Genomic DNA, 22,268 nt, shown 5'->3' with positions numbered 1-22,268 from the left:
CACCCACCCGGGCAGTTGCTTGGTCGGGCCGCCGGTTTGTGGGGTGGTCGGCCGGGCAAGCACCTCCACCCGCTGGGGCAGTTGGCTCGCAGGGCCGGCGGTTTCGGGGGTGGTGGCTGGGCGAGCACATCCGCCCACCCGGGCATTCGGTCGCCGGGCCGGCGGTTCTCGGGGTGGCCGGCCTGCGTTCAGGACATCCACCCACCGGGTAGTTGCTCGCCGGGCCAGCGGGTTCGGGGGTGGTGGCTGGGCGAGCGCATTCGCTCGCCCGGGCGTTTCCGTGGCCGGGCCGCCGGTTTTCGGGTGGTCGGCTGGGCGAGCGCATCCACCCAGCCGGGCATTCGCTTGTCGGGCCGGCGGTTTCGGGGGTGGTCGGCCACCCACCCGGGCATTGGCGTGGCTGGGTCGGCGGTTTTGGGGGTGGCCGGAAGTCGGGTGGTGGTGTTCCGGGTGGGGCGAGCGGCGTTGAGCGGGTCTAGCAGCGGGTTTTCTCGATCGCGGCCAGCAGGGTCGGGTCCAGGGCGGGGCCGGTGCCCTCGGCGTTCTGCAGGCCGCCCTGCTGCGGGCCGTTCTGCGCCCAGTCGCTCAGTTGCTCCAGGATGCGGCGGGAGGCCGTGGTGGGTTCCAGGTGCGTGTAGCGCTGGCCGATGGCCAGGTCGACGGTGGCGTCCTGGCGTTCGTCGCGGACGAGTTCGGCGCAGGGTTCGATCAGGCTGAGGGTGCGGGCGGCGGGCATCCCCTGCTGGCCGAAGCGGATCTGGGCGCGGCAGGTGAGCGACCCGTTGGTGTAGATCGTGTCGTTGGCCGGGTCGGTGACCTGGGTGAAGCCCAGTTCGCGCAGGGCCTCGGTGACCGCTCCGGCCTGGCGCCGCTGGCCGCTGGCGTTGACCACGCGCAGCAGGCTGCCCCCGGGGGCGGCCGGGGTGGTGCGGTCGAGCGCGTCGTCGGGGAGGGGCTGGCCGAGCGCCGGGGCGGGCTGCCCGTCGGCGGCGGGCACCGGGGCGGGTGGCGGGGCGCAGGCGTTGGCGGCGTCGGCCTCGCTGTCGGAGCCGAGGACCTGGAACCACACGACCATCGCCACCAGGCAGAGGACGGCCAGGAAGATCAACGCGGGCAGTGGCCTGCGCTTGCGGTACGGGGCCTGGCCCCCGGCCGCGCTCAGCTCAACGGCGGCCACGTGCGGACCCTCCCAACGGACCCCATGGCCCCACCCCCGGGCATCGGAACCGGGTCTCCCCGACTCGATCGTCGTTGCAGTTCAGCCTATTGGCTCCGCCCGGATTCACCGCACCCGGGCGAAGGGGTGTGCGTCACCTGCCGTGATCGCCCCGTGCGACGGCGGCGTGGCGCACGGTCACCTCCCGGGTGAATCGCACCATGGGCGCACCCCGTCGACAAGGCCATCGCGGGCACAGCGCCCGATCGTGGCACCCGGTGACGGGTCGGTGACACGGATCGGACACGCCCCAGGGGTGAGGGTGTGCGCGGTCCCGGCGGGCATGGGCTACCCTCTGGCCGCTCCGGTGACCGAGAACCCCACGCCGAATCGATTCCGTCGGCTGGGATTCCGCCGCCACCGGCGAGACCTCCGTCACGCAATGGGCGGGCACAAACTGGGGCCGTGGATCGTTGACCAGCGGCACGACCCACATCCTGAACGACCGCAGGGGTGAATTAGATGGCGACCGACTACGACGCACCACGGCGCAGCGAGGCCGACGATCTCGCTGAGGACTCCCTCGAGGAGCTCAAGGCCCGGCGCAACGAGAACCAGTCCGGCGTCGTGGACGTGGACGAGACCGACACCGCGGAGAGCTTCGAACTCCCCGGTGCCGACCTCTCCGCGCTCTCCGGCGAGGACCTGACCGTCCGCGTCGTCCCCAAGCAGGCTGACGAGTTCACCTGCTCCAAGTGCTTCCTGGTCCACCACCGCAGCAGGTTGGCGGAGGACAACGGCGGCACCTTCGTCTGCCGCGACTGCGCCTGAGCCAGGCTCGGCGCCTGCCGAGAACCCGACTGCGGACGTCAGGAACAGCACGTCACCGGAGCCGGACACCCACTTCGGGTGTCCGGCTCCGGTCTATGTCCGCGAGGTGGAGCGCAGCGCCGCCGCCACCCGCTCCGGGTGCCGGGTGCTGAACAGCCAGTACGGCGTGGGGTCCGCCGGGTCGGTGACCCGCACCCGCACGACCGGGCCCACCCAGCCGCGGTGCACCACGAACGCCGCCGGGTCCAGGTGCGGCCCGAGCACCCGCCGCTTGTCCTTGGCCTCGACCACCTGCACCTCGCCCACGTGCTCCAGCGGCAGGTTCGCGTCGGCCACCAGCAGCTTCCCGTCGCGCACCGCCACCGGGGTGCGCCCGGCCCGCCAGAGCATCAGCACCGCCAGCGGCACGACCACCGCGTACGGCAGCCAGCTCCGCACGCCGGGGTGGCCCATGTGGATCTCTGCGGCGAGGATGCCCGCCGCCAGCAGTGGCAGCGGCCACCAGTACCAGGTGACGTGGAGCCGCTCGGCGTAGGAGGGGTCGACGCGCGTGGCGCCCGAGGAGTCCGTCACGACCTCAGGGTAGTCTCGCCGCTCGTGCCCAGCGTGGAGGTCCTCCCCATCCGGATCGCCCCGGGGGAGCGCGCGCCGGTGGGCGCCGGTGTCGCCACCGCGCTGCCGGACGGGTCGACCGGCGGGCACGCGGTGCTCACCGGGTCAGGGAAGGGGTCGGAGGACTAGTGGGACTGTTCGGACGCCGCAAGGGCGACGCCGGGGGGCGCCGGGGATCGGCGGAGACCCCCGGGGACGACTTGGACGGGGACGACTTCGACCAGGACGACCTCGACGGGGACGGACCCGGCGCGGCCGGGCCCTACGACGAGGCCGACGCCCCGGAGGACGAGTTCGCCCGGCTCGACCTGGGCTCGGTCCGCATCCCGGTGCCCGAGGGCGCCCAACTGCAGGTCGAGATGGACCCGGCGGGGCCGGTGCGCGCGGTGCACATCCTCACCCAGCTCGGCCAACTGACCCTCAACGCCTACGCCGCCCCCAAGTCCGGCGGCCTGTGGAAGGAGGTCTGCGGCGAGCTGGCGGAGCAACTGCGCGCCGACGGCGCCAAGGTCCGCAGCCTGGTCGGCGACTGGGGCCAGGAGCTGGCCGCGACGGCGGGTGAGGTGCAACTGCGCTTCGTCGGCGTCGACGGCCCCCGGTGGATGCTGCGCGGTGTCGTCGCCGGTCCCCAGGAGCTGACCGAGCACAGCGCGAGCGCGCTGCGCGAGCTGGTCCGCAACACCGTGGTCGTGCGCGGCACGCAGCCGATGCCGGTGCGCACCCCGCTGCAGATCGATCTGCCGCAGGCGATCGTCGAGCACATCGCCGCCGCCCAGCAGGGCGAGCAGGGCTGAGGCCGCGCGGTCCCGGGTGGGTTCAGGCCGCCCGGGCCCGCAGCAGGCCTAGGACCGCGGCCCGGCCGAGCGCCGCGCGGTCCACCCCCACGACCTCCAGGCGGGTCGTGCACAGCGCGGCGTTGGGCAGCGCCCGCGCCCACACCCGCGCCACGTCGGTGGGGTGCACCGGATCGTCCAGGCAGGTCGCCACCCCGGCGGGGACGTCGAGGGTCGCCAGTTGCGCCTCGGTCGGGGCGGCGCGGCAGGCCGCGGCGGCCAGGGAGTCGGCCAGGCCGTCGCCGTGACCGGTCCAGGCGCGGGTCAGCTCGTCGGCCAACCACGCGTCGACCCCCGCCACCGCCGACCGCAGCGCGGCCTCCGTCCCGCGGGCCCGGACGTCCGCCGCGCCGTGGGCGGCGGTGATGGCCCCCGGAGCGCCCTCCGCCGCGCCCGTCCAGCCCGGCAGGGCCAGCAGCAGCCCCGCGCACCGGTCCAGGTTGTCCACCGCCCACTCGGCCGCCACGTGGGCGCCCAGGGAGATCCCGCCGACGATCACCGGGCCCCGGCGCGCGGCCTCGTCCAGGGCCGCCAGGTGGGCCTCGACCAGGTCCGGACCCGGCACCGGGGCGGGGGCCAGCAACCGCACCCCGACGGCCGCCAGGGCCTCGGTGAACACCTCCCGGACGAAGTGGTCGTCGGACCCCGTGCCGGGCAGCAGCACAGCCGTGTGACCGGCGTCGGGCGGCTGGGTGACACTCAAGTTCCGATCCTTGTCCTCAGAGGGCCTTAGCACGGTTACGCTGATTGTGCATGGATCGGTGTCGGGGCCGATCCCCACCACCGGGAGCGAGCACATGGGCACCACCACCAGGGGGGACGGGTACTGGCACCGTCTCGTCAAGAAGCTGACCACGGACGTGGAGCAGCTCGACGCGGCCGACCTGTCCGTCAACGCCGAGGCCCAGGGTGCCCGGCGCGCGTGCGACTGCAGCTCCGGTGAAGAGGTGACCGTCTACGGCAGGCTCCGCAGCGTGGAGATGTGCCCGAGGGACGCGGCCGCCACGCTGGAGGCGGAGCTGTTCGACGGGACCGAGGGTGTGACATTAGTCTGGCTGGGACGGCGCCGGATCGCGGGCATCGAGCCCGGCCGCACCGTCAAGGCCAAGGGCAGGCTCGCGGTGCGCGACGGCCGCAAGGTGCTCTACAACCCGTACTACGAGCTGCAGACGGCTCCCTGACGAACACGAAACCGGTGACATGACGCAACCGGCCCCCGAGGTCAACACCGCGGACGACAACCCCAAGAGCGACGACCCCGCGGAGGAGAACACCGCGGCGGACACCGCGGCGGAGGAGGAGCGCCCACCGACGCTGCTGGAGCAGATGGGCGGCGTCAGCGGCCTGCTCTACTCCTCGGTGCCGGTCGTGGTGTTCGTCCTCGCCAACGCCTTCTTCGGCCTGACCGTCGGCATCTGGAGCGCGATCGGGGTGGCGGTGGCGATCACCGTGGCCCGGATCGTGCGCAAGGAGCCGCTGCAACCGGCCATCTCCGGCTTCTTCGGCGTGGCCATCGCGGCGTTCATCGCCTACCGCACCGGCTCGGCCAAGGGCTTCTTCCTGTTCGGCATCTGGACCAGCCTGGCCTACGGCGGGGTGTTCCTGGCCTCGGTGCTGGTCCGCTGGCCGCTGGTCGGGGTGATCTGGTCGACCCTGAACGGGCACGGGCAGGGCTGGCGCCAGGACAAGAAGTCCCGCACCGCCTACGACATCGCCACGCTGACCTTCGTGGCCGTGTTCGCGGCGCGCTACGTCGTGCAGAAGTGGCTCTACGACGAGGACGCCACCGGCTGGCTGGCCTTCGCCCGCCTGGCCATGGGCTACCCGCTGTTCGCGGTGGCCCTGGGCGTCACGGTGTGGGCCGTGCGCCGCGCGCAGGTGCGGCACAAGGAACTCGAGGTCGACGGCGACGACAGCGACGCCGCCGTCGAGGCGCGGTTGCGGGAGAAGTACGCCGACCCGGCGTGACCCGCACTGACCCGTGGGCGAAGGCCCCTGCCCGTGCGGCAGGGGCCTTTTCTCATGCGCACCTCAGGAACCTCCCGTAGCCTACGGTTACGTAACCGTAGGTACGTCGTCTTGGGGGAAGACGCTCGTCGAGCGAGGAGCCCCGCCAGTGACAGCAACCCTCGAAGCGCCGCAGCGCGGCGCGAAGCCCATCCTCGGCCGCCGCCGCGGCGGTGCTGAGCAGGTCGGCGTCGTCCTGTTCGTCACCACCCCGCTGCTGGCCGTCGCCGCCGCCGTCCCGTTCGCCTGGGGCTGGGGCCTGGGCTGGTCCGACGTGGTCATCGGGGCGGTGTTCTTCGTCTTCACCGGCCTGGGCGTGACGGTCGGCTACCACCGCTTCTTCACCCACGGCGCGTTCAAGGCCACCCGCTGGCTCAAGGTCGTGCTGGCCGTCGCGGGCGGCATGTCCCTGCAGGGCTCGGTCACCGAGTGGGTCGCCGACCACCGCCGCCACCACGCCTTCTCCGACAAGGAGGGCGACCCGCACTCCCCGTGGCTGTTCGGCACCGGCCCGATCGCCGTCGCCAAGGGCTTCTGGCACTCGCACATGGGCTGGCTGTTCGACCGCGACCGCACCAACGCCGAGCGCTTCGCCCCCGACCTGCTCGCCGACGCCGACCTGCGCCGCGTCGACCGGCTGTTCCCGGTGCTCACCGTCGTCAGCCTGCTGCTGCCCGCCGCGATCGGCGGCCTGGTCACCTGGTCCTGGCAGGGCGCGCTCACGGCCTTCTTCTGGGCGGGCATCATCCGCGTCGCCCTGCTGCACCACACCACCTGGTCGGTCAACTCCATCTGCCACATGATCGGCGAGCGCCCGTTCAGGTCCCGCGACCGCGCCGCCAACTTCTGGCCGATGGCCCTGATCAGCTTCGGCGAGTCCTGGCACAACTCCCACCACGCCGACCCCACCTCGGCCCGGCACGGCGTGCTGCGCGGCCAACTGGACATCTCGGCGCGGCTGATCTGGTTCTTCGAGAAGCTCGGCTGGGCCTGGGACGTCCGCTGGCCCACCCCGGCCCGCATCGCCAAGCTCCGCGCCCCCGCCTGACCCCGATCGATGTCGGGGTGACCTCCGCTCGCGGCCGCCGGATCACCCGACCCCGATGTCCGGCCCCCTGGGTGGGAGCATCCAGGGGGCCGGATTCGTTTCGCCGCCGATCCCGATCGCGCGGTCAGCGGGTCCGGCAGACGGGCAGGCGGATTCGTCGGGAAGGTCGGCTGAGATGAGCTACACCGCGATGGCGGTCCGAGAAGGCTGCTTCTGGGTCGTCGACGTACCCGCCGTGGGACGCACACAGGGGCGCACCGCCGCCGAGGCGCGGGAGATGGCTGCGGACCTCATCGCCGCCATGGCCGATGAGGACCCCGCAGGCATCGACCTGACGATGCAGTTCGCGTCGGGAACGCCCAGCTCATCTGGATGAGCCGTCCTGCGTGGTCGCCGCCGCACCCGCACGTGGTCCGGGTGCTGTCTCGTACGGGCCCCGCTCCGGGGCCACGCGCCACCGGCAGGCACCCCGGCCGCCTCAGTGGCTGAACGCCCGGCGGATCTCCCCCTCGACGTCGGCCGAGGCGACGAACAGCAGCTCGTCCCCGGGCTCCAGCGGGTCGTCCGGCTGCGGCACGATCACCCGGCCGCCGCGTAGGATGGTGACCAGGGCGGCGTCGCGGGGGAGCTTCACGTCGCGGACCGGGCGCCCGGCCCACCGCGTGTCCGCGGGCAGGGTCATCTCCACCAGGTTCGCCTGGCCCTGGCGCAGGGTCAGCAGTTGCACCAGCCCGCCGACGCTCACCGCCTCCTCGACCATCGCGGCCAGCACGCGCGGGGTCGACACCGCCACGTCCACGCCCCAGGCCGAGTTGAACAGCCACTCGTTGGCCGGGTGGTTGACCCTGGCCACCACCCGGCGCACGGCGAACACCGTCTTGGCCAGCAGCGACACCACCAGGTTGACCTTGTCGTCGCCGGTGGCGGCGATGACGCAGTCGCACAGCTGCAGGCCCGCGTCCTCCAGCGAGGCCAGCTCGCAGGCGTCGGCGAGGACCCACTCGGCCTGCTCGACGGTGTGCGGCTCGAACTGCTTGGCCTCGCGCTCGATCAGCATGACCTGGTGCTCGCCCGCGATCAGCTCGGCGGCGATGGACCGGCCCACGGCCCCGGCCCCGGCGATGGCGACCCGCATCAGTGCCCCTCCTCCGGTGCCTGCGCCGCCGCGGCGGTCACGTCGCTGATCGTGCCGGACAGCGTGGCGACGTACACCTGGTCGTCGGCCTGGATGACGGTCTTGGTCTGCGGCAGCACGGCGGTGCCGAAGCGCATGATGAACGCCACCCTGGCGCCGGTGGTCTGCTGGAACTCGCGCACGGTGTGCCCGACCCAGCCCTCGTCGAGGGGCACCTGGAGCAGGGCGACCTTGCCCGTGGGGTCCCGCCAGGCCGAGCCGACGCCGTCGGGCAGCAGGGTGCGCAGCAGCCGGTCGGTGGTCCACGGCACGGTCGCGACCGTGGGGATGCCCAGCCGCTCGTACACCTCGGCGCGCTTGGGGTCGTAGATGCGGGCCACGACGTGCTCGACGCCGAAGGTCTCGCGGGCCACCCGGGCGGAGATGATGTTGGAGTTGTCGCCGCTGGAGACCGCCGCGAAGGCGCCCGCCCGCTCGACCCCGGCCTCGATCAGCACCTGCCGGTCGAACCCGGGCCCCACCACCTGCTGGCCGTGGAAGTCGGACCCCAGCCTGCGGAAGGCCTGCGCGTCCTTGTCGATGACGGCCACGGTGTGGTCCAGCCGCTCCAGGGCGGCGGCCATCGAGGCCCCCACCCGGCCGCAGCCCATGATCACCACGTGCACGACCATCCTCCTGTCGGAAAATCTGGAAACGGACACCGTCGCGGGTGACTGCGACGAACCTACCGGTGGCTGGTCCGAAACGGTGACGGGACCGCCTACGCTGTGACCCCGTGTCCAAGTTCTCCACGGCGGCGAAACGTCTGGTGGTCGGCAGGCCGTTTCGCAGCGACCGGTTGGCCCACACGCTGCTGCCCAAGCGCATCGCCCTGCCGGTCTTCGCCTCCGACGCCATGTCGTCGGTGGCCTACGCCCCGGAAGAGATCTTCCTGGTCCTGTCCGTGGCGGGCCTGTCCGCCTACACCATGGCGCCCTGGGTGGGGGTCGTGGTGGTCGTCGTCATGCTGACGGTGGTGGCCAGCTACCGGCAGAACGTCCGCGCCTACCCCTCCGGCGGCGGCGACTACGAGGTCGCCACGGTGAACCTGGGCAAGCGGGCCGGGCTGACCGTGGCCAGCGCGCTGCTGGTCGACTACGTGCTGACCGTGGCGGTGTCGATCGCCTCGGCGATGGCCAACATCGGTTCGGCGATCCCGTTCGTGGCCGACCACAAGGTGGAGTTCGCCGTCATCGCCATCGTGGTGCTCACCGCGATCAACCTGCGCGGCATCCGGGAGTCCGGCGGCGCCTTCGCCGTGCCCACCTACGCCTTCATGGCGGGCATCATCGCGATGATCCTGTTCGGCCTGTTCCGCGGACTGGTCCTCGGCGAGGACATGCCCGCTGAGAGCTCCGGCTTCCAGGTCGAGTCCGAGCACGGCGAACTGGCCGGGCTGGCGCTGGTGTTCCTGGTCCTGCGCGCCTTCTCCTCCGGCTGCGCGGCGCTGACCGGTGTCGAGGCGATCAGCAACGGCGTGCCCGCCTTCCGCAAGCCCAAGTCCAAGAACGCGGCCACCACGCTGCTGCTGATGGGGGCGATCGCGGTGGTCATGCTGATGGGCCTGATCGTGCTGGCCCAGCTCACCGACGTGCGCGTCGCCGAGGACCCCGCCCACCAGCTCGTCGGCGCCCCACCCGGGTACGAGCAGAAGACGATGGTCGCCCAGATCGCCGAGGCGGTCTTCTCCGGCTTCCCGGTCGGCTTCTTCTTCATCACCGTGGTCACCGCGCTGATCCTCGTGCTGGCCGCGAACACCGCGTTCAACGGCTTCCCGGTGCTCGGCTCGATCCTCGCCCAGGACCGCTACCTGCCCCGGCAACTGCACACCCGGGGCGACCGGCTGGCGTTCTCCAACGGCATCGTCGGCCTGGCGGGTTTCGCGATCGTGCTCGTCATCGCGTTCGACGCCGAGGTCACCAAGCTCATCCAGCTCTACATCGTCGGCGTGTTCGTGTCCTTCACCATGAGCCAGACCGGCATGATCCGGCACTGGAACCGCCACCTGGCCACCGAGACCGACCCGGCCGCGCGCCGCCGGATGCGCCGCTCGCAGCTCATCAACACCTTCGGGCTGGTGATGACCGGCTCGGTGCTGGTGGTCGTGCTGATCACCAAGTTCCTGCTCGGCGCCTGGATCGCCATCGTCGCCATGATCGCGATCTACGTGCTGATGACCGGCATCCGCCGCCACTACGACCGGGTCGCCGACGAGCTGGCCACCGCCGAGGGCGAGCGCGTCTTCGTGCTGCCCTCGCGCATCCACTCCATCGTCCTGGTCTCCAAGCTGCACCTGCCCACCCGCCGCGCGCTGGCCTACGCCCGCGCGACCCGCCCGGACGTCCTGGAGGCGATCACCGTCAACGTCGACGACGTGGACACCAAACGACTGGTCTCGGACTGGGAGAAGGAGAACTTCCCGGTGCCGCTGAAGGTCGTCGAGTCCCCCTACCGGGAGATCACCAAGCCGGTGCTGGACTACGTGAAGCGCATCCGCACCGACAACCCGCGCGACGTGGTCACCGTGTTCATCCCCGAGTACGTGGTCGGCCGCTGGTGGGAGCAGGTGCTGCACAACCAGAGCGCGCTGCGGCTCAAGAGCAGGCTGCTGTTCCAGCCGGGGGTGATGGTGACCAGCGTGCCGTGGCAGTTGGAATCCTCGGAGAAGGTCGCCGACCACGACGTGCTGGTGCCGGGTGCGGTGCGGCGCGGGTTCACCGCAACGGACAAGGAGCCCGGCAAATGACCGACTGGACCGGACGCCGATTCGAGGTCGAGGTGGGCGCCGTCGCCCACGGCGGGCACTGCGTGGCCCGCGCCGAGGGGCGGGTGGTCTTCGTCCGCCACGCCCTCCCCGGTGAACGCGTGGTCGTCGCCATCACCGAGGACCGGGGCGGCTCCTTCTGCCGGGGCGACGCGGTGGAGGTCCTGGAGGCATCCCCGGAACGGGTCGAGCCCCCGTGCCCGGTCGCCGTCCCCGGGGGCTGCGGCGGCTGCGACTGGCAGCACGCCTCGGCGGTCGAACAGCGCAGGCTCAAGGCGGTCGTGGTCGCCGAGCAGTTGCACCGGCTCGCCGGGGTGGACCGCGAGGTCGAGGTGGAAGAACTGGCGGGCGGGCTCGCCCACTGGCGCACCCGCGTCCGCCTCGCCGTCGACCGCACCGGGTACCTGGGCTTCCACGCCCACCGCAGCTCCCGGATCGTCCCGGTCACCGACTGCGTCATCGCCGCCCCCGGCACCGTCGACGTCCTCGTCGGTCGCGAGTGGACACCCGGCGCCGAGCTCGACGTGTCGGTCGACGCCACCGGGCGCACCCACGCCAGCGAACTGGTCCCGGACAAGGGCAGGCGGCGCAGCGGGAAACCGGTGCTGCGGTCGCAGCGCGTGCTCGGCTCGGCGGTCGCGGTGGAACAGGCCGCCCGCCGCGAGTGGGAACTCGACGCCCAGGGCTTCTGGCAGGTCCACCCGGACGCCGCCGACGTCCTCGCCGAGGCCGTGGAGCTGTGGTCCGACGCCCGACCGGGACAGGTCGCGTGGGACCTCTACGCCGGGGTCGGTCTGTTCGCCTCCGTCCTCGCCGGGCAGGTCGGTCCGGAAGGGACGGTCATCGCGGTCGAATCCGGCCGCCAGGCGGCGGAGGACGCGGCGGACAACCTCGCCGACCTGCCGTCGGTGCGGGTCTTCGCGGGCAAGGTCGAGCACGTCATCACCGACCCCGAACTGCCGGACCCGCACGTGGTCGTCCTGGACCCACCGCGCAAGGGCGCCGGGAAGGACGTCGTGACGGCGATCGCCGACCGCGCACCGGCCCGGGTGGTCTACGTGGCCTGCGACCCGGCGGCCCTGGCCCGCGACATCGCCCTGTTCGCCGATCGCGGCTACCGGCTGGCGGACCTGCGCGCGTTCGACACGTTCCCGATGACGCACCACGTGGAGTGCGTGGCACTGCTGGAGAACTGAGGCGCGGCGGGCCTGGCGGTCAGCGCTGCGGGCCCTGCGGCCGGGGCGGGGGGTTCCCGCCCCGGCCGGGGGCAGGCCGCTGCGGCGGTGCGGCGTGACGCGGACCGGGCGGGCGCAGGCCCTGACCGGTGGCACCGGGTTGGTGCTGTGCCGGGCCGCCCGCCGGGGTGTGGTTGGGGTTGCCGGGGTGGTGCGGGCCTGGGCCGCCCGCCGGGGTGTCGCCCACGGGGCCGGGGTGGGTTTGGGCTGGGCCACCCGGTGGGGTGTGGGGGTGGTTCTGCCCTGTGGTGCTGGAGTGGTGTCGGGCAGAGCCTGCCTGCGGGTTGTGGTCTGCGGTGCCGGGCTGGTGCTGCGGGGGGTTTTCCGACCGGGGGTGGCTGCTCGCGCCTGGTTGCCGGTGGGCGTTGCCCGGTGTGGTGCCTGGCTGGTGGGTGGGGCTGCCAGGCCGGTCGGGAGCCGGTGCGCCGGGCTGCTGTCGGGGCGGTGTGTTCGGGCCGGGGCGGTGGACACCCGGGTACTGGGGCGCGGGGCCGCTTCCCGGTCGTGGGCCGGTCTCGGTGGGGTCGGGCGTCCGGTGTGGTGGGAGACCAGGGTGGTGTGGGCTGGTGTGGTGTTGCGGTCCGGTGGCCTGGCCGCCCGCGTGGCGGGGGCCTGCGGTCCGGCTGGAGTCGTCTTCCGGGGACGAGCCGTCCGGGTGCGCGTGCCTGCCGGAGCGCCGGGGTGCGGGGTCCTGGGCTGTGGTGCTCCGGTCGCCCGCGTGCTTCGGGCCGGTGTCGCCCGGGGCGGGCGGCTGGTGTCCTCCGGTCCCGGTGCTCGGTGCCGGGGTGCCGGGGTGGTGTGGTGCCGGGTTCTGGCCGGTGTGGCCGCTGGGGACCTGCGGTCCCGTGGTGGCCGGGTGCGGTACCGGGGGAGTGCCGGTGCTGCTCGGTGCGGAGCCCTCCGGGGCACCGGGGTGCTCCTGGGCGGCACCCGGAGGGTGGGGGGCGGCGGTCGGGCTGTCGGGGACAGCGGCGTTCGGGTCCGCGGCGCCGGGTGCGGCGGGCCTGCCGGGAGCCGTTGAAGCCAGGGGCTGCTGAGTGGGTGGGGTGGGCGGTGGCGGGGGAGGGGCGGGCGGGAGGCCCGCGCGGGCGCGCAGCCAGTCGGGGAGGTGGGCGTCGGTGCGGGGGTGGGCGCGGAGTTCGTCCTGGAAGCCGATCTGCGGTGGTACTCGGCGCCAGACCGGTTCGACGTCGGGTTCGAAGTCGCAGGTGAAGGCGCCGGGTGGTTCGATCTCGTAGACCGCGCGCAGCCAGGTGCCCCGGCCCGGCTCGTACATGGCCTCGCGGATGCGGCCTAGGCCCTCGACCACCTCGAGCGGTGGGCGGATCGCCAGCGGCCTGCCGTCCGGCCCGGCGATCAGCACGTCCACCTCGACGTGCCTGCCCGCCGCCCGGTACTCGGCCCGGATCAGCGTCCAGCCGTCCCCGGCCGCGCGGACCAGTGCCCGACCGACCCGCTTGGTCAGCCGGGGCAGGTCGACCTCGTCCGGCGCGTTCATCCCCGTCCCCCCGGATCGTCCCCCCACGTGCCCGGCCGACCCTACCCGGTCGGTTCCGCCGCCAGTGTCGGGTTCGGACCGAAGGACAGGCCCAATTCGAACGGGTGCCTGCCCCACGCGTCGATGGCGAACCCGGTCAGCGGCCCGGCCGCGCGCAGCGCCACGTCGGTGACCGGGGAGGCGAGCACCTGCCCCTTGGTGGCCACCGGCTGCCGGTCCACCCAGATCGGCGCGCCCTCGGGCACCGGGGATGCCTCGACCACGGAGAACGACTCGCCCTCCGGGCCCGGCCGCACCATGATCAGCACGCACGGGCGCAGCGGCACGTCCCAACCGCCGGTCTCCACCGCGAGGTACTCGCCCCGCTCGGCGGCGGCGCGCACGGTCTCCCCGAGCCACGAGTACAACTCCGCCCGCGCCGTCGGGGTGGCCGCCGCGAACGCCTGCTCCTCGGTGGCCTCCCGCAGTTCGACGCTCTCCCCGATGATCCCGCCGTCGGAGTTGCGGTACCGGTCCATCAGCAGCATCGTCCGACTCGCCAGGTCGACCGCCGCCACCTCCCGGAACCGCCGCTTGTCGATCTCGGTTCGGGACACGGTGCCCCGCCCCAACCGCGACAGCACCCGCCCGGGGTTGTCCAACCGCCAGTGGCTCACCCGGCCGTCGTGGTGCCACAGCGGCAGGTACCCGGCCACCGGCAACCCCAGCGCCACGATCTCCAGTGAACTGCCCACCCGGACCGCGGGCCCACTGACGACGTGCTCGACCCGGTCCGCCCCGGGCTCCCCACCGCTGGCCGCCGCCTGCTCGGAGGGGTCCATCGGGAACTCCGGCGCAGGTTCGGGTTCGCTCCCGCCTGACTCCGGTGCCGGGCTGGGTTCGCTGCGGTCGGGCTGTGCCGCCGCGCCGGGCTCGTTGTCACCCGATTCCGGTGTGGGGCTGCTGTGGCCGGGTTGCGGAGCTGCGCCAGAACCATCGTCACCGGCTTCCGGTGCCGGGTCGGGGTTGCCACGGCCGGGTTGCGGTGCCGGGTCGGGTTCGTTCCCACCGGATTCCGGTGTCGGGCTGGGGTTGGCGCGGCTGGGTTGCGGTGCCGGGTCGGGTTCGTTCCCACCGGATTTCGGTGCCGGGCCGGGGTTGCTGCGGCTGGGTTGCGGTGCCGGGCCAGATCCATCGTCACCGGCTTCCGGTGCCGGGTCGGGTTCGTTGCCTGCGGACTCCGGTTCCAGGCCGAGTTCGCTCCGGGCAGCCTCCGGAGCCGCGCTGGGTTCGCCACCGCCGGACTCCGGTGCCAGGTCGGCATCGCTCCGATCGGACTGCGGGGCCGGGGTGGGCTCGTCGGTCACCAGGTCGTCCGTGGGGTCGGACTCGCTGGTTGCCGGGTTCCCCGCGTGCTCCGGCTCGTCGTTCGCCGGGGCCTGGTCGTTCGCTGGGCCTGGTGTGGGTGCGGGGCTCCCGGTCGTGGAGTCCGGTGTGGGTTCCTGCTCCGGGGCGGCGGGCGATGCCTCGTCCGGTTCTCGGTTTGTGGGCTCCGGTGTCTGCTCGGGTGCCGGGGTGTCCTCCACGGGGGTGCGGCGGGGCTCGGCTCGGAAGCCGTTCCGGAACGTCGTGAGTGCTTCCCCCCGCACCGCCGGGAACTCGGCGTCCGGTGCGTGTCCGTTCGCGGCGGGCGCGTGCTCGGGGCCGGTGATCGGTGCTGAACCGTTGGCGGACAGGTGGCGCGGGGTGGGGCCGTCGGTGTTGTGCCCGTTGTGCCGCTCGGGTCCTGCGGTCGGTCCGTCCGCGTTCCGCTTGGGTGCCTTGGTCCGCCGGTGGGTGCCCCGGACCGGCGGCGTCGGCTTTTCCCGCTTGGAGGTCTCGGTCTCCTGGACCGGGGCGGGCGGCTCCTCCGTGCCCGCCTTCCGCGCCCGATCGGGGTTCCGGGTGCCCTCGGGCGCGTCGGCGGCCTTGTCCTTGTCGGACCGGGACAGCCGCACGGGGCGCAGGACCTGCGTCGGCGACTGGTCCGCCTCGGGCTGGGGCTGGTCGGCCGGGGTCGAGCGCGCGGTCTTGGCACGGCCGCCCGGCTTGGTGCTCTGCTCGGCGTCGGATGGCGGGGTGGTGCCTTTGCCCTTGCCCTTGGTGCGGGCGGGCCGGTCCGTGGTGTCGCGGACCAGCTCCCCCTGCCGGGGGTGCCACGGCCGGTTGCGCCGGTCGCTCGCCCGCGCGGGCCGTGCGGCGGGCGGCGACTGCTTCTCCGGTTGCTGCTTCTCGGGCTGCTGGTCCTCCGGCTCCGAGCCCGCCTGCTCACCGTCCCCACCCAGCACGTCACCGGTCGACGTGGGGAACGCGATGCGCACCCCACCCGGTCGCCACGGGTGCCACGGCCGCGCGGGCCCGGCTTCCTCTGGTTCAACCGGCTCCGGTTCGACCGGCGGAGCGGGCTTCGACTGCTTCTTCTGCGCGGGCGGCAACGCCAACGGGATCGTCGCCCGCTGCCGCACCGGCAACGGCGCCTGCTTCCCGGCCTTCAACACCAGCGGCGGTTTCCCCTCCGCCACCGGCACCCCCTCCGCCACCGGCTTCTCGCTCGCCGCTGACTTCCCACCCGTTGCCGACTTCCCACCCGACGGTGTTCCGCCCGCCGCTGATTTCCCAGCCGATGGTGCCTTTCCGCCCGACGGCGCCTTCCCGCTCGCTGACGTCTTCCTGCCCGGCGGCGGGTTCCCGCTCGACGGCGACTTCCCCTCCGCAGGCGACTTCCCCGGTGGCAGGGACTTCCTGCCCGACAGCGGCGGCACCCCGACCGGGGGTGCCAGGTCCGAGGGCGGTTCCCCGTTCGACACCGGCTCCGCGAGCAGTGCCTCCTCGGCCAACTGGTGCGAATCCCCGAGCTGCACCACCGGCACCGGTTGCCCACCCGGTTGCAGCGCCCAACTGGGCCGCGTCACCGGTTGCTCGCCCACCTGCGGGCGGGCCTGCTTCGCCGAGGTGAAGAACGTGCCCACCTGGGTGGCCCGGATCGCGTTGCTGGTCGAGTTCGCCTGCGACTGCCCGGGGGCGTCGTCGGTGTCGGACCTGCCGCGCTTCTTGCCGATCGCCACGGCCAACCACTGCCGGAACCCCCGTTCCCGCTTGCGGTGCGCGGGCTGGCGGATTCCGAACCGCGTCTTGCCCTCGCCCTCCTCGCCCTGGTCCGGCTCGGGCTCCTCGACCGGGGTGGCGGGGAAGGCCTTGCTCGGGGCGTCGGGGTCGTGGAACGGGTTGGGCAGGTTGGCCGCCAGGAACGGGTTCGGCTGACCGGGCCTGCTGACGCCGTAGGGGTGCTGCTGCTCCGGAGCGCCCGGGTAGGCGGGCGTCTGGGTCGGGAAGACCGCCGGGGCGTTCGACACCTGGTTCGGCGCAGCCTGGGCCGGAGAGCCCGGCGCTTGTGCCTGGCTCGGTGAAGCCTGCGGCACCGGGGTGCCTGCCACCTGCGCTTGGTTCGAGGGTGCCGGGGTGCCGGGCGCTTGCACCTGGTGCGAGGTGGCGGCGTCCGGCGCTTGCGACCGGGCCGCTTGCGAGGCGGCGGCCTGCGCTGCGACACCCGGCGCCTGCGTTTGGTTCGGGAGCGCTTGGGCTGGGGTGGTCTGCGCTGCGGCTGAAGCGCCTGAGGCTGGTGTTGGGTTCGGGGAGGCTTGCGTGGTGGTGCTCTGCGCCTGCGTACCCGGTGCTTGTGCTTGGGCCGGGGGCGCCTGTGGTGTGGTGGTCTGTTCTGGGACACCCGGCGCTTGGTTCGGGGAGGCTTGCGGGGGTGTGGTCTGTGCCGGCGTGCCCGGTGCTCGCGCCTCGTCCGGGAGTGCCTGCGGTGTCGGGGTTGCGGTCGTCTGTGCTGGGTGTGGGGAGCCCTGTGCGGTTGGCGTGCCTGGTGCTTGCGCCTGGTTGGTGGCGGTCTGTGCCGTTGAGGTGGGGTCTACGGTGGGCTGCTGGGGGATCGCCTGCGTGGCAACGTCTTGCGGCGCCACAGGCCGCATCCGCAGGGTCTGCTCGGAGAGCGACCCTTGCCCGGCGGCTTCGTCTGCGGCTGTCTCGGAGGCTGCCTGCTGTGCCGTGGCTTCCTGCGCGGCCTTTTCCCGGGCCGCGGCTTCGCGCTCGGCCGCGCCCATGCTGGGGGCCACCAGGTCCGGGGTCCGGAACGGCTGCCACGACGGTATCCGGCTCTCCCACTCCCGCGGGTTGATCCGGAACGGGCGCGGCGTGAAGTCCGGCCCGGTGTAGTCCTCGGCCGCTCCGGCGGCTGCTTCCTCCGCCGACCCGGGGGGAACGGACTGCTCGGCTCCACCCGCGGCGGCGGCGAGTGCGGCCGCGGCCTCCGGGGTCGGTGCGCTCACCGACATGTCTGCCTGCGGTTGCGCGGCGGTCGGTCCCGCGTCGGCGGGCGGCTCGGTGGGCAGGGTCTGCTGCTCGGCCGATCCTGCCGAAGCGGTTGGGTCTGCCTGCTGGGCTGCTCCTGCCTGTTCGGCCGGGGTTGCTTGCGCGGACGGGATCGGGGGCGTCTGGTTCGCTGCCGGTGGGCTCGCGACGGCCGTGGGGTGCGCGGTGGTGACCGGATCGGTTGTGGCTTCCGGTTCGGACCTGCCTGCTGCGGGAGCCACTGTGTTTTCCGGAGCGGCCGGAGTCGCGGGGGTGGCCGGAGCCGACGGGGTGGCGGGGAGTGCGGTGGTCAGGTCGGCAGGTGAGGTCGCGTTTGTGGGGGCCGTCGGGGTGCTGGGTGCGCCGGTTGGTGCGGGCGGGGTTGCGTTGGCCGGAGCCACTCCGGTTGCCTGCGGAGCCGGAGCCGGAGCCGGAGCCGGAGCCGGGGGCAGTGGCAGTGGCGAAGCCGGGGCCGGGGGCAGTGCCGTGGATGGGGATGGCGGCGGTGCGGGGGTTGTTGGCGCCTGGGGTGTTGCCACGGCAGCCGGGTGGGGCGCGGCCGGTGGGGTCGCTTGTGCGGCAGAAGGGGTTTGCGCCGGTGGGTTTGGCGGAATTGGTGTTGCCGCTGGGGTTGTCACCGCTTGGGCTGGGTTCGTCGGGTTGGTGTGGTGGCTCGAGGCCACCTCGCCCGGAGGTGCGGGAACTGTTTGGGGTGCCGGGGGGTGCTGGGTGTTCGGCGTTGCCGGGGCCTGCGGGGCGGCGCCGGGTGTCTTGGAGGTTGGGTGCGGCTGTGGGGCTGCGCTGGGGGTGGTCGGGCGGGGAGGCGCGGCAGGGGTGCTTCCCGGGTGCGGAAGCCTGGGGATGACCGCCGTTGGCTGCGGCTCTGCGGTCGGTGGGTGCGGGACTTGTTCGGCTGCTGCGCTCGTGGGTTGCGGGGACGCCGTGGGCTGGTGGGCACCCGGTGTGTCAGCCTGCGGTTGGGTTTGCGTGGGCTGCTCGGTGTGTGGCTGGACCTCGCTCGGCTGTGCGGGGCGGTCCGGTGTGGATGCGGCTGAGTGGATCGTGGTGGGCTGCGTCCGGTTGCCCGTCTGCGCGACGGCGTCTTCCGGGGCTGCGGTGGCCGGTGTGGGCGCCTCTGCGGGCTCCTGAGCGGACACGGGAGACGCGATGGCCTCGGTCGGCTGGGCGGACCCTTGCGGGGCGCCAGGCGTCAGGGCGCCCTCGCCCACGGGCTTCGCCGGATCGGATGCCATGGCTGGAGCCGCCTGCATCGCCGGGTTCGGCTCAACGGCTGGAGTGGTGCGCGATGCCGGGACAGGCTCGGCGGTCGGAACGGCATCGGTCGCCGGGTTCGGCTCAATGGCCGGAGTGGCGGGCGGCGCCTGGGCAGGCTCAGCAGTTGGGGCGAAGGCTGCCGCTGAGGCTGGCTCGCTGGCCGGGGCGGCGGGCATCGCCGGGGCCGGTTCGGGAACTGGGGTGACGTGGGGCACTGGGTCCGGCTCGGCGGCCGGTGCGGCGTCTGTCGCCGGGGCAGGCTCAGTGGTCGGGGTGGTGTGCGTTGCCGGGGTGGGCGTGGCGGCTGGTGTTCGCGGCGTGGCCGGTGCCGGTGCCGCGTTCGCCTCGGTGGGCGGCGCGGGTGTGGTTGCTCCCCGTGTCGAGTCGTGCTCGGCGGGTGGGGGTGCCTGAGTCGGCTTGGGTTTTGTGGTTGTGGGGGGTGCTGGGTCGGTGGCTGGGGTCGGTTGTCCGGCCGCTGGCTGTCTGGCCGTTGACTGCCCGGTCGCGGGCGGTTCGGTGGTGGGTCGGTCGGTGTGGGGGTCGGTTCCCGTGGGGAGCTGACCTGCGGCAGGCGGGGTGTGGCCGGGTCGGGGGGACGCGGGGGATTCCGGCTGGTCAGGGGTGCCGGTGGCGAGTTCCTTGGTGGCGCCCTCGGGGATGGGACGAGGGTCGCCACCTTGCGTAATTGGATCACTCGATGTGGTGATCCCCTGCGGGGTGGCCTGGGGGTGGTTCGTCACCGGGTGGAAGGGGGGTAGGTGGGCGAAGCCGGGGTGCACCCTGGCCGTCGCGACCGTGTGGCGGGCCCAGGACCGGATGCGGGTCAGCGGGTGGTCGGGGAACCGCGGGTCCCACTGCGCGTCGTCGGCGAAACTGGTGGTGACCTGGGGGAGGTCGGGGGTGTACGGGTGCCGGACGGTGAGCGGGTGGTCGCCGATGAGGCGGGCGACCGCCAGTTCCCGGGCGTCTCCCTCGGCACCGGTGACCGACTGGAGCTTGAGGACCGCGCTGCACTGCGCCTTGGGCAGGATGAAGCTGCCGATGTAGACCGTCTCACCCGCGCGGGACGGGTGCGGGATGCGCACGATCTGGAACAGCGCCGGGGAGGTGTCGATCAACAGGGCCCACGCCTCGACGAGTGTTCCGCCCTCTGCCGCGCAGGTCAGGGCCATCGCGCGGCGGAGCGCGGGGAGGTCCTCCAGCGGGGCGGGCAGGTCCGGCACCAGGTCGAAGTAGCTGAGCACGACGAGGTCGTCTGACCCGCCGACCTGCCAGGTCGACTGGTCGACCTGCCGGAGGCCGGTGGTGTCGAACGCGATGGGCACTTGAAGAGGATAGGCAGAACGGGTGACGAAGCTGTGTGGATCGGGGTATGTGGGCCACGCCTCGCCGAGCCCCGCCGCCGGACACTCGTATGCTGGATCGAGCCGGCGGGATGGCGGGCCTGCGAATCGACGACAGGACGAGGTGACGACAGGGTGACCCTGCTCGAGTCCGTTAGCGGACCGGCTGATCTGCGACGCATGACCCACGAGGAGCTGGACCGGCTGAGCGTGGAGATCCGCTCCTTCCTGGTCGACAAGGTGACCAGGACCGGTGGCCACCTCGGTCCCAACCTCGGTGTCGTCGAACTCACCATCGCCCTGCACCGGGTGTTCGACTCGCCCGCCGACCCGATCGTCTTCGACGTCGGCCACCAGGGCTACGTGCACAAGGTCCTCACCGGCCGCCGCGAGGCGTTCGACGACCTGCGCAAGCAGGACGGGGTGTCCGGGTACCCGTGCCGGGCCGAGAGCGACCACGACCTCGTCGAGAACAGCCACGCCTCGACCGCGCTGTCCTACGCCGACGGCCTGGCCAAGGCCTACCAACTGCGCGGTGAGCGGCGCAGCGTCGTCGCCGTCGTCGGGGACGGGGCGCTGACCGGGGGCATGTGCTGGGAGGCGTTGAACAACATCGCCGCTGGCACCGACCGGTCGGTCGTCATCGTCGTCAACGACAACGGCCGCTCCTACTCCCCGACCATCGGCGGTCTCGCCGACCACCTGGCCACGCTGCGGCTGCGCCCCGGCTACGAGCGCGCGCTGGAGGGCGGCAAGCGGGTCCTTCAGGGCACCCCGGTCGTCGGGAAGCCGCTCTACACCGCGCTGCACGCCGCCAAGCGCGGCATCAAGGACGTGCTGAGCCCGCAGGCGATGTTCGAAGACCTCGGCCTCAAGTACCTGGGCCCGGTCGACGGGCACGACTTCGAGTCGCTGGAGGGCGCGCTGCGCCGGGCCAAGGACTTCGGCGGCCCGGTGATCGTGCACGCGGTGACCCGCAAGGGCAACGGCTACCCGCTGGCCGAGAACGACGTGCTCGACCAGATGCACCAGACCGACCCGATCGACCCGGTGACCGGCAAGCCGCGCACCTCCAAGGGCACGGTGTGGACCTCGGTGTTCGCCGAGGAGTTGGCCGCGATCGGCGCCGAGCGCGAGGACGTGGTGGCGATCACCGCGGCCATGCTGCGCTCGACCGGGCTGGCGCCGTTCGCCGAGCGCTTCCCCGACCGCGTGTTCGACGTGGGCATCGCCGAGCAGCACGCGATCACCTCCGCCGCGGGCATGGCGATGGCCGGGCTGCACCCGGTGGTGGCGATCTACTCCACGTTCCTCAACCGCGCCTTCGACCAGATGCTGATGGACGTGGCCCTGCACAAGCAGCCGGTGACGGTGGTGCTGGACCGGGCGGGCATCACCGGCCCGGACGGCGCCAGCCACCACGGCATGTGGGACCTGTCGATCCTCGGTGTCATCCCGGGCATCCACATCGCCGCCCCGCGCGACGCGGCCACCCTGCGCGAGGAGCTGCGCGAGGCGGTGGCGATCGACGACGGGCCGTCGGTGCTGCGCTTCCCGAAGGCGACCGTGGGCGCGGACATCGCCTCGGTCGAGCGGATCGGCACGGTGGACGTGCTGCGCAGGCCCGCCGCGGGCGAGTCGGCGGACGTCCTGCTGGTCACCGTGGGCTCGTTCGCCGAGCTGGGGTTGGCGGCGGCGGAGCGGCTGGCCGCGCAGGGCATCGGCGTGACCGTGGCCGACCCGCGCTGGGTTGCCCCGGTGCCGACCGAGCTGGCCGCGCTGGCCGCGGACCACCGCCTGGTGGTCACGGTGGAGGACAGCGGCCGCCACGGCGGGTTCGGCTGGGCGCTGGCCGCCCTGCTGCGCGACCACGACGTGGACGTCCCGCTGCGCGACCTGGGCATCCCCAACGAGTTCCACGCCCACGGCACCCGCGACGAGGTGCTGGTCCGCCTGGGCCTCACCGCCCAGGACGTCGCCCGCCGGGTCACCGGCTGGGCGTCGAACCTGCTGGGGCGCGACCAGGTCGAGGCGAAGGTCTCCGACACGGCCTGACCCGTTCCTCGGGTGCGGTCCCTCGGGGGCCGCACCCTGGTGGCCCTGTTTCGCGGGACCCGGCAT

Annotated in this window: 18 protein-coding genes; 11 read left to right on the top strand and 7 right to left on the bottom strand. The window is 73.2% G+C overall.

Annotated features, from left to right (window positions below):
- Nucleotides 1–475: 475 nt before the first annotated feature.
- Nucleotides 476–1,177 (bottom strand): envelope integrity protein Cei, encoded by a 702-nt coding sequence (gene cei, locus UO65_RS15095; RefSeq protein ID WP_052021191.1) that lies wholly within the window; start codon nt 1,175–1,177, stop codon nt 476–478.
- 501 nt (nt 1,178–1,678) lie between these two features.
- Between cei and UO65_RS15090 the strand changes: the two genes are divergently transcribed.
- Nucleotides 1,679–1,987, top strand: coding sequence for a DUF4193 domain-containing protein (locus tag UO65_RS15090; RefSeq protein WP_035283018.1), 309 nt, complete (start codon nt 1,679–1,681; stop codon nt 1,985–1,987).
- A gap of 93 nt (nt 1,988–2,080) precedes the next feature.
- Here the strand turns inward: UO65_RS15090 and UO65_RS15085 are convergent, their stop codons facing one another.
- The gene (locus UO65_RS15085) at nt 2,081–2,560 is read right to left on the bottom strand and encodes a DUF3093 domain-containing protein (protein WP_035283016.1); all 480 of its coding nucleotides are present in this window, start codon (nt 2,558–2,560) and stop codon (nt 2,081–2,083) included.
- A 24-nt stretch (nt 2,561–2,584) separates the two neighbouring features.
- Here UO65_RS15085 and UO65_RS36760 point away from each other — a divergent pair, with 24 nt between their 5' ends.
- The gene (locus UO65_RS36760; RefSeq protein WP_161784470.1) at nt 2,585–2,728 is read left to right on the top strand and encodes a hypothetical protein; all 144 of its coding nucleotides are present in this window, start codon (nt 2,585–2,587) and stop codon (nt 2,726–2,728) included.
- Nucleotides 2,728–3,393, top strand: a complete 666-nt coding sequence (locus UO65_RS15080; protein ID WP_035283014.1) for a DUF3710 domain-containing protein — start codon at nt 2,728–2,730, stop codon at nt 3,391–3,393. Before UO65_RS36760 ends, UO65_RS15080 begins: the two co-directional genes overlap by 1 nt.
- 22 nt (nt 3,394–3,415) lie before the next feature.
- On the opposite strand, the gene UO65_RS36755 is transcribed toward UO65_RS15080, so the two are convergent.
- Nucleotides 3,416–4,135: an alpha/beta fold hydrolase gene (locus UO65_RS36755; RefSeq protein ID WP_233427583.1), complete on the bottom strand. Its 720-nt coding sequence runs from the start codon at nt 4,133–4,135 to the stop codon at nt 3,416–3,418.
- A gap of 94 nt (nt 4,136–4,229) precedes the next feature.
- On the opposite strand from UO65_RS36755, the gene UO65_RS15070 reads away from it, so the two are divergent.
- The 4 genes from UO65_RS15070 (at nt 4,230) to UO65_RS15055 (ending at nt 6,863) form a co-directional block, all read left to right on the top strand.
- A complete protein-coding gene (locus UO65_RS15070) occupies nt 4,230–4,613 on the top strand; it encodes an OB-fold nucleic acid binding domain-containing protein (protein ID WP_035283046.1) in 384 nt (127 codons plus the stop codon).
- 19 nt (nt 4,614–4,632) lie between these two features.
- Nucleotides 4,633–5,400 (top strand): DUF3159 domain-containing protein, encoded by a 768-nt coding sequence (locus UO65_RS15065; RefSeq protein WP_035283011.1) that lies wholly within the window; start codon nt 4,633–4,635, stop codon nt 5,398–5,400.
- Between the two features lie 148 nt (nt 5,401–5,548).
- Nucleotides 5,549–6,487: an acyl-CoA desaturase gene (locus UO65_RS15060; RefSeq protein WP_035283010.1), complete on the top strand. Its 939-nt coding sequence runs from the start codon at nt 5,549–5,551 to the stop codon at nt 6,485–6,487.
- A gap of 175 nt (nt 6,488–6,662) precedes the next feature.
- Complete coding sequence (locus tag UO65_RS15055) at nt 6,663–6,863, top strand: hypothetical protein (RefSeq protein ID WP_035283009.1); 201 nt, start codon at nt 6,663–6,665, stop codon at nt 6,861–6,863.
- A 102-nt stretch (nt 6,864–6,965) separates the two neighbouring features.
- Here UO65_RS15055 and UO65_RS15050 read toward each other — a convergent pair whose 3' ends face one another.
- Together UO65_RS15050 and UO65_RS15045 are read right to left on the bottom strand one after the other, a co-directional pair.
- Nucleotides 6,966–7,622 (bottom strand): potassium channel family protein, encoded by a 657-nt coding sequence (locus UO65_RS15050; RefSeq protein ID WP_035283008.1) that lies wholly within the window; start codon nt 7,620–7,622, stop codon nt 6,966–6,968.
- Nucleotides 7,622–8,287: a potassium channel family protein gene (locus UO65_RS15045; protein ID WP_035283045.1), complete on the bottom strand. Its 666-nt coding sequence runs from the start codon at nt 8,285–8,287 to the stop codon at nt 7,622–7,624. The genes UO65_RS15050 and UO65_RS15045 overlap by 1 nt, the downstream gene beginning before the upstream one ends.
- A gap of 110 nt (nt 8,288–8,397) precedes the next feature.
- Between UO65_RS15045 and UO65_RS15040 the strand changes: the two genes are divergently transcribed.
- Both UO65_RS15040 and UO65_RS15035 read left to right on the top strand, forming a co-directional pair.
- Nucleotides 8,398–10,407, top strand: coding sequence for an APC family permease (locus UO65_RS15040; protein ID WP_035283006.1), 2,010 nt, complete (start codon nt 8,398–8,400; stop codon nt 10,405–10,407).
- On the top strand, nt 10,404–11,621 hold the full coding sequence (locus UO65_RS15035) for a class I SAM-dependent RNA methyltransferase (protein ID WP_035283005.1): 1,218 nt from the start codon (nt 10,404–10,406) through the stop codon (nt 11,619–11,621). Before UO65_RS15040 ends, UO65_RS15035 begins: the two co-directional genes overlap by 4 nt.
- 19 nt (nt 11,622–11,640) lie before the next feature.
- On the opposite strand, the gene UO65_RS33350 is transcribed toward UO65_RS15035, so the two are convergent.
- Nucleotides 11,641–13,158, bottom strand: coding sequence for a hypothetical protein (locus UO65_RS33350; protein WP_052021190.1), 1,518 nt, complete (start codon nt 13,156–13,158; stop codon nt 11,641–11,643).
- A gap of 41 nt (nt 13,159–13,199) precedes the next feature.
- Nucleotides 13,200–16,529 (bottom strand): hypothetical protein, encoded by a 3,330-nt coding sequence (locus UO65_RS33345; protein WP_052021189.1) that lies wholly within the window; start codon nt 16,527–16,529, stop codon nt 13,200–13,202.
- Nucleotides 16,530–19,712: 3,183 nt separating this feature from the next.
- Between UO65_RS33345 and UO65_RS35830 the strand changes: the two genes are divergently transcribed.
- Entirely contained in the window at nt 19,713–20,063 is a 351-nt protein-coding gene (locus UO65_RS35830; protein WP_152552103.1) for a hypothetical protein, read from the top strand.
- A 219-nt stretch (nt 20,064–20,282) separates the two neighbouring features.
- Complete coding sequence (gene dxs, locus UO65_RS15020) at nt 20,283–22,202, top strand: 1-deoxy-D-xylulose-5-phosphate synthase (protein WP_035283003.1); 1,920 nt, start codon at nt 20,283–20,285, stop codon at nt 22,200–22,202.
- Nucleotides 22,203–22,268: the final 66 nt, after the last annotated feature.

The sequence above is a fragment of the Actinokineospora spheciospongiae genome (assembly GCF_000564855.1).
In the GTDB taxonomy this organism is placed as follows: domain Bacteria; phylum Actinomycetota; class Actinomycetes; order Mycobacteriales; family Pseudonocardiaceae; genus Actinokineospora; species Actinokineospora spheciospongiae.
Note: the sequence above shows the minus strand (reverse complement) of the source record. Positions and strands in the feature narration are given on the sequence as shown.

Coding starts and splice junctions, on each gene's coding strand:
- UO65_RS15055 (WP_035283009.1), top strand. CDS start 6,663: ATGAGCTACACCGCGATGGCGGTCCGAGAAGGCTGCTTCTGGGTCGTC.
- UO65_RS15050 (WP_035283008.1), bottom strand. CDS start 7,622: ATGCGGGTCGCCATCGCCGGGGCCGGGGCCGTGGGCCGGTCCATCGCC.
- UO65_RS15065 (WP_035283011.1), top strand. CDS start 4,633: ATGACGCAACCGGCCCCCGAGGTCAACACCGCGGACGACAACCCCAAG.
- UO65_RS15070 (WP_035283046.1), top strand. CDS start 4,230: ATGGGCACCACCACCAGGGGGGACGGGTACTGGCACCGTCTCGTCAAG.
- UO65_RS33350 (WP_052021190.1), bottom strand. CDS start 13,158: ATGAACGCGCCGGACGAGGTCGACCTGCCCCGGCTGACCAAGCGGGTC.
- UO65_RS15090 (WP_035283018.1), top strand. CDS start 1,679: ATGGCGACCGACTACGACGCACCACGGCGCAGCGAGGCCGACGATCTC.
- UO65_RS15035 (WP_035283005.1), top strand. CDS start 10,404: ATGACCGACTGGACCGGACGCCGATTCGAGGTCGAGGTGGGCGCCGTC.